We start from the raw sequence: 6636 nt of genomic DNA, 5'->3' as shown, positions 1-6636 counted from the left end.
GCAGTTCATCGACCCCGAGTCCAGCGCTTGCGCTGGTCCGGGGTGAAGGGGGCGGACAGCCCCCTTCTGGGGTGCGGGGCAAAGCCCCGCGCAAGGTCGCGTCACTTCTTCTCCGACCCCTCCGGCACCGGCAGTGCGCCTTTCACCTCGGAGAGGGACACCTTCAGGCTCACGAGATCGATCGTCGCCTTCTCCGCGCTGATCCACCCTGCCCCTCGCTGAAGACGCACCCCTCCGCGTAGCGAGAGCATTTGCTTGCCGAGGTCGATCTCCACCTCGGGCGCCTCCGCGTGCACGCCTTTCACCTCCGCGACGACCCCGCCCGTGCCTTTCGCCCAGGTCACGTTCGGCACCTCGTCGTACCGCACCTCCACGCGCGGCGCGCGCACCACGAGCCCGCCCTTCGTCAGGCGCACGTGGCCTTCGAGCACGGCGCGCTTCGCTGCGATGTCGATGTCGAGCTGATCGGCGGAGAGTTCCACCGCCTCCTTCGGCGGCGGCGCGGCTTTCGGAGATTCGGCGAGCGATCGAGGCGCGATCGTCGTCGCGAGCAGCGCGAGAGCCAAGGAGAGGCGCGGGCCAAGCGGCACGGCCTCACTCTATCAGGCTAGTAGCTCCGGACCACGCGCGGCGAGACCCCACGCTCGAGCGCGCGACGCACGACGTGCGCCGGGTGCCCCGAAGACAGGGCGATCTCCGCGATGGTCGGGTTCCGCCCGAGCGTCGTGCGGAGAGAGCGCGCGGCGCCGAGCACGCGCTTCATCACCAAGACCTCGTTTGCGTCGATCGGCTCGCCGACCACGAGGCCGAGGGCCTCCAAGCGATCGACGATGTGGTCGACCTCCTCGTAGGAGACGCCACGCGGGCCGATCACCTCCGCGATGTCGTTGAGATCGACTCGTCCCGACCGGTGATGACGAGCGAAGAGCTCGTCGATGATGCTCTGGATCACGGGGCGCACGCGACGGTCTTGGCACGTCCGCGCGCCCTCTGCACCCGAACGGAGAGAGCTTCGCTCGTGCGCGGACGTTGCGTCAGCCCGTCGGCTACCGTAAGCGTCTGTCTGCTTGGCGCGCCGAACGGCCGCGCCGGAGTGTCCTTTCATCTCCTCCGCAGTGCACGAGGAACCACCGATGAAACAACGCCGCCGTATCTTCTTCCCGACCTCGCTCGCTTCGATGACCACAGGCCTGCTCCTCGCCGCCGCCATGCTCCAGGGCTGCGCCACGAGCACGACAAAAGGCGGCGAAGGTGGAAATGACGGTGGCTCGGGCGGCACCGGAAATGTGGGCGGCGAAGGCGGCTCGGGCGGCCTCGGCGGCATGGGCGGCCTCGGCGGCATGGGTGGCGTCGGCGGCATGGGTGGCGTCGGCGGCATGGGCGGCGTCGGTGGTACGGGCGGCGTCGGCGGCGAGGGTGGCGCTGGTGGCGCATCGTCGTCGTCGTCTTCTTCGTCGTCCTCGTCGAGCGGCACGGGCGGCGCGGGTGGGTTCATGCCGCCCGTGGGCACGGCCGATTACCCGGCGGAGACGGAGCAGAACAACCTGCCCGCGACCGCGGATCCGCTCGCCGACGGGACCAAGGGGTTCACCGCGTCGATCTACCCGACGGGCGACATCGACGTGTTCTCGGTCGAGATCACCCAGGCCGGCTCGGTGCTCAAGGTGTCGACGGGCGACGGCATGGGCGGCTGCCCGGCCGGCGTGGCCACGCTCGTGCGTGTCTTCGGGCCGAGCGGCTTCATCGGCTCGGACACCAACAGCGGGGTCGGCGAGTGCTCGCAGCTCCTGCCTGCCCAGAACCCCGCGATGGGCAACCTCGCCGTCGGCACGTACTCCGTGCAGGTCGAGAGCGCGACGTTCTCGTCGCTGCCCTTCTACGTGGTCGACATCCAGGTCGTCGCGCCCGGCTGCGGCGACGGGCTCGTGCAGGCCGCCGAGCAGTGCGACGACGGGAACACGACCGCGGGCGACGGCTGCGCGCCCGACTGCAAGCTCGAAGGCAACTACCCGACCGAGGTGGAGCCGAACCAGCCGATGGCCCAGGCGAACTCGCTCGCCGGCGCGGACGGCATCGTCGCGGCGATCCAGCCCGTCGGCGATCAGGACTTCTTCTCGTTCGAGGTGACCGTGCCCGGCACCCGCGCGCGGATCGAGATCACGGACGGGCAAGGCAACTGCCCGAGCGGCTTCGACTCGAAGATCTACCTCTACGACAAGAGCGGGACGGAGATCGCGAGCGACGACGACGACGGCTTGGACTCGTGCTCGCTGCTCGATCCGACGCTGGACGCCGCGGTCACGAACCTCGCCGCCGGCAAGTACACGGTGAAGGTCGAGGAGTACAGCAACGACGAGGCGCAGCCCGGGTACGTGCTCCAGTACAAACTCACGCCGCCCGGCTGTGGCGACACGTTCGTACAAAGCGGCGAGCAGTGCGACGACGGGAACACGGCCGCGGGCGATGGCTGCTCGGAGACGTGCCAGCTCGAAGGAAACTACCTGAGCGAGACGGAGCCGAACGCGCCGAACAACCAGGCGAACTCGGTCGTCGGTTTCGACGGCGCCGTCGCGTCGATCATGCCCGCCGGGGATCAGGACTACTTCAGCTTCGACGTCACGGTGCCGGGCTCGAGCGTGTGGATCGAGGTGACGGACGGGTACGGCGGCTGCCCGGGCTCGTTCGACTCGAAGATCTACCTCTACTCGCCCTCGAACCAGCTGCTCGTGTCCGACGATCAGGACGGCGTGAACTCGTGCTCGCTCATCTCGCCCCTGCTCGACAGCGCCGCGACGAACCTGCCCGTCGGCAAGTACGTGGTGATGGTGGAGGAGTACCTGAACGACGGGACGCAGGCATCGTACGTGCTCAAAGTAAAGGTGTCGCCGCCGGGCTGCGGTGACGGCATCCTCGTGAGCCCGACCGAGCAATGCGACGACGGGAACACGACCGCCGGCGACGGCTGCGGCCCGACGTGCTTGGCCGAGGCGCCGTGGGAGATCGAGCCGAACGGCGACGTGGCCACCGCGACGCCTGCCTGGCCCATGACGACGAGCTGGCACGGGAAGATCGATCCGATCGGCGACGTCGACTACTTCAGCTTCGAGCTGCCCGCGGGCATGAGCCCCGTGCTGACCACGCACGTGATCGGCGACGTGAGCACCTGCGGCTTCGACACGCTGATCCAGCTCTACGACGCGAGCGGCAACCAGATCGAGGAGAGCGACGACGACGGCCCAGGGAACTGCTCGCTGCTCAACAAGTCCATCTACCCGGCGGTCAGCGGCCTGCCGGCCGGCACGTATTACGTGGCCGTCCACGACTACAGCGACAACGACCCGATCGCGGGATACGAGCTCAGCCTCACGTTCGAGTGATGCGGGGGTCATGCGCCGCGCGTCGTCCTTCGTCGTGACCGCGCTGCTCCTCGCGGGCTGCAGCCCCGAGGAGATGGTGAACCCCGCGGGCGCGCGGATCGAGGGCTACCGAGAGGTGGTCCCGTTCGCGGCGCCGCCCGCGGGGGTCGAAACGCAAAACGCGAACAACAACCTCGACGTCGTGCGGCACGAAGGGCGCGTCTACCTCGCGTTCCGCACGGCGCCGAGCCACTTCGCGAGCGCGGAGACGGTCCTCTACGTCGTGTCGAGCGAAGACCAGGAGACCTGGCGCTACGAGACGCACGTGGCGATGGGCACGGATCTTCGCGAGATGCGCTTTCTCTCGCTCGAAGGGAAGCTCGTCCTCTACTTCGCCGTGCTCGGCTCGAACCCGCTCGACTTCGAGCCGCAGGGCATGATGGCCATGACCTACGAGGGCGGCGCGTGGAGCGAGCCCGCGCCGCTCTACGAGCCGGGCTTCATCCCGTGGCGAGCGAAGAGGATCGACGGCGCCGCGTACCTCATCGGGTACGTCGGCGGCGAGAACATCTACGACTTCGACGGCGAGCCGATCCGGATCCACCTGCTCCGGACCGAGGACGGGCTCACGTTCGAGCCGCTCGTGCCCGGACGCCCGGTGGTGCAAGAGGGCGGCGGATCCGAGACGGACTTCGTCCTCCTCGCCAATGGCGATCTCGTCGCCGTCGAGCGCAACGAGGCCGGCGACGCGCTCGGCTTCGGCTCGAAGATCTGCCGCGCGAAGGCCGCCGATCTCGGCGCCTGGGACTGCAAGCCCGACAAGAAGAAGTACGACTCGCCGCTGCTCTTCCGGAGCGGCGACGACGTCTGGCTCATCGGCCGGCGGAACCTGACGGAGACGGGGAACTTCGATCTCGATCGGGACGATCTCTCGCTCGCGGATCAGGCGGGCGTCTACGCGGTCGAGTACTCGTTCCAGCCGAAGCGCTGCTCGCTCTTTCGCGTCGATCCCGAGACGTTGACGGTCGCGTTCGAGCTCGATCTGCCGTCGCGCGGGGACACCTGCTTCGCGTCGATCGTGCCCGCGGGCGAAGGCGCGTACGACGTCTACAACTACACGAGTCCGCTCGACGGCGACGACGAGCCGCGGTGGATCGACGGGCAAGGCGGGCCGACGCTCATCTATCGAGTCCGGCTCGACGTGCCACGCTAAGGATCACCGACGTGTCGTTCCTCGCGCCAAAAGGGACGGAGTTCGTTCGCCTGCTGGGCGGCGGGAGCGTGTTCGAAGTGGCCCTCGTGCGCGAGGGGGAGCGCGAGCTCGTGTGCAAGCGGCTCGTGCCACGCGCGCTCGCCGCGCGGGAAGGTCGCGTGGCGATGGTGCGCGAGGCGCGGCTCCTGTCGATGATCGAGCACCCCGCGCTGCCATCGCTCGTGCGCGTGGGGAACGACGCGCGCGGGCCGTTCTTCCTGGAGACGTTCGCGGCCGGGACGTCGGTCGAAGCGCTCGTGCGCGGGTGGCAAGAGCGAGGCGCGCGGGTGCCGCGGACGCTCGTGCGGCACGTGGCGATCGAGGCGCTCGGAGCGCTCGCCCAGATCCACGCGCTCGCGGACGAGGCAGGGTCGCTCGACGTGGTGCACGGAGACATCGGCCCCGCGCACGTGCTGCTCGGTCCGCTCGGCGAAGCGCGGATCGTGGACCTCGGGGCCGCGCGGTTTCGTGGGCTCGAAGCCGAGCTCGAGACGAACGATCGCGGCACGTTGCCGTACGCCGCGCCGGAGCTCGCGTCGGGCGCGGCGAAGCCATCCCAAGCGACCGACGTGTACGCGATGGCCGCGACGCTGCTCTTCCTTGCGACGGGCGAGCGGCTCTGCGAGGCCGACACGGAGGCCGCGATGCTGGCCGAGGTCGCGACGCGTGGGATCCGGCGCGAGCTCGTCCTCTCCGCGGAGGCGTTCGAGGCGACGGAACGCGAGGCGCTTTACGAGGCGCTCGATCCGGATGCGTCGCGGCGGCGCGCGTCGGCGCGAGAACTGTGCGACGTGCTCGCGCCGGTGCCACGTGCGCGGGACCTGCGCTAGAGTCGCGCAGCCACATGAAGAACAAGGACGCGCCTTTTCCGGTTTCCCTCGACACCCTCGCCATTCACGCCGGTCAGGAGCCCGATCCGGTCAGCGGAGCGGTGATGATGCCGATCGTGCTCGCCAGCACGTTCGCGCAGGAGAGCCCGGGGGTGCACAAGGGCTACGAATACTCGCGCAGCGGCAACCCCACGCGCCGCGCGCTCGAAGCGTGCCTCGCGGCCCTCGAAGGCGGCACGCACGGCTACAGCTTCGGGAGCGGGCTCGCGGCGACGACGACGCTGCTGCACACGCTTTCGCCCGGCGCGCACATCCTCTGCGGCGACGACGTCTACGGCGGCACGTTCCGCCTGATGGACAAGGTCATGGGCCCGATGGGCCTCTCGTCGAGCTTCGTCGACATGCGCGATCCCGCGGCCGTACGCGCGGCGATCCGGCCCTCGACGCGCCTGCTCTGGATCGAGACGCCGACGAACCCGATGCTCAAGGTCTTCGACATCGCGGCGCTCGCGAAGGTGGCGCGCGAGGCGAACATCACCTTCGTCGTCGACAACACGTTCGCCACGCCCATGCTCCAGCGTCCGCTCGATCTCGGCGCGGACGTGGTCGTGCACTCGGTGACGAAGTACCTGAACGGGCACTCGGACGTCGTCGGCGGAGCCATCGTGACGTCGAACCCGAAGCTCGCGGAGCGCATCGGCTTCCTGCAGAACGCGATGGGCGGCGTGCCGAGCCCGTTCGACTGCTACCTCGTGCTGCGCGGCTTGAAGACGCTGCCCGTGCGCGTGCGTCACCAGAGCATGGCGGCGCTCGCGCTCGCGGAGCGGCTCACGCGTCATCCGCGCGTCGAACGTGTCCACTACCCCGGGCTCGCGTCGCACCCGGATCACGCCGTGGCGGCGCGGCAGATGCGCGGCGGCTTCGGCGGCATGATCTCGATCGAGGTCGCGGGGGGTCTCTCGGCGGCGCGGACGATGCTGGAGCGACTGCACGTGTTCTCGTGCGCGGAGAGCCTCGGCGGCGTGGAGTCACTCGCCGAGCACCCGGCGATCATGACGCACGCGTCGGTCCCCGAGGAGACGCGCAAGGTGCTCGGCATCTCCGACGGCCTCGTGCGGCTCTCCGTGGGGCTCGAAGCGGTCGACGATCTCTGGAAGGATCTCGAACACGCGCTCGGCTGAGGACGAGAACGCGGGGC

6 protein-coding genes are annotated in these 6636 nt (G+C 69.4%); 4 read left to right on the top strand and 2 right to left on the bottom strand.

Annotated elements, in window-relative coordinates:
* Positions 1-101: 101 nt before the first annotated feature.
* Both KEG57_RS18040 and KEG57_RS18035 read right to left on the bottom strand, forming a co-directional pair.
* Positions 102-590: an LptA/OstA family protein gene (locus KEG57_RS18040; RefSeq protein WP_272428009.1), complete on the bottom strand. Its 489-nt coding sequence runs from the start codon at positions 588-590 to the stop codon at positions 102-104.
* Between the two features lie 17 nt (positions 591-607).
* Positions 608-961, bottom strand: a complete 354-nt coding sequence (locus KEG57_RS18035) for a sigma-70 domain-containing protein (RefSeq protein ID WP_272458652.1) — start codon at positions 959-961, stop codon at positions 608-610.
* 172 nt (positions 962-1133) lie between these two features.
* Between KEG57_RS18035 and KEG57_RS18030 the strand changes: the two genes are divergently transcribed.
* Genes KEG57_RS18030 through KEG57_RS18015 form a run of 4 tightly spaced genes read left to right on the top strand, consistent with a single transcriptional unit; the run spans position 1134 to position 6619 of the window.
* A complete protein-coding gene (locus KEG57_RS18030; RefSeq protein WP_272428007.1) occupies positions 1134-3377 on the top strand; it encodes a DVUA0089 family protein in 2244 nt (747 codons plus the stop codon).
* Positions 3378-3387: 10 nt separating this feature from the next.
* Positions 3388-4569, top strand: a complete 1182-nt coding sequence (locus tag KEG57_RS18025; RefSeq protein WP_272428006.1) for a hypothetical protein — start codon at positions 3388-3390, stop codon at positions 4567-4569.
* An 11-nt stretch (positions 4570-4580) separates the two neighbouring features.
* On the top strand, positions 4581-5438 hold the full coding sequence (locus tag KEG57_RS18020; protein ID WP_272428005.1) for a protein kinase domain-containing protein: 858 nt from the start codon (positions 4581-4583) through the stop codon (positions 5436-5438).
* A gap of 14 nt (positions 5439-5452) precedes the next feature.
* Positions 5453-6619 (top strand): cystathionine gamma-synthase, encoded by a 1167-nt coding sequence (locus tag KEG57_RS18015; protein WP_272428004.1) that lies wholly within the window; start codon positions 5453-5455, stop codon positions 6617-6619.
* Positions 6620-6636: the final 17 nt, after the last annotated feature.

It is taken from the genome of Polyangium jinanense (assembly GCF_028435365.1).
Note: the sequence above shows the minus strand (reverse complement) of the source record. Positions and strands in the feature narration are given on the sequence as shown.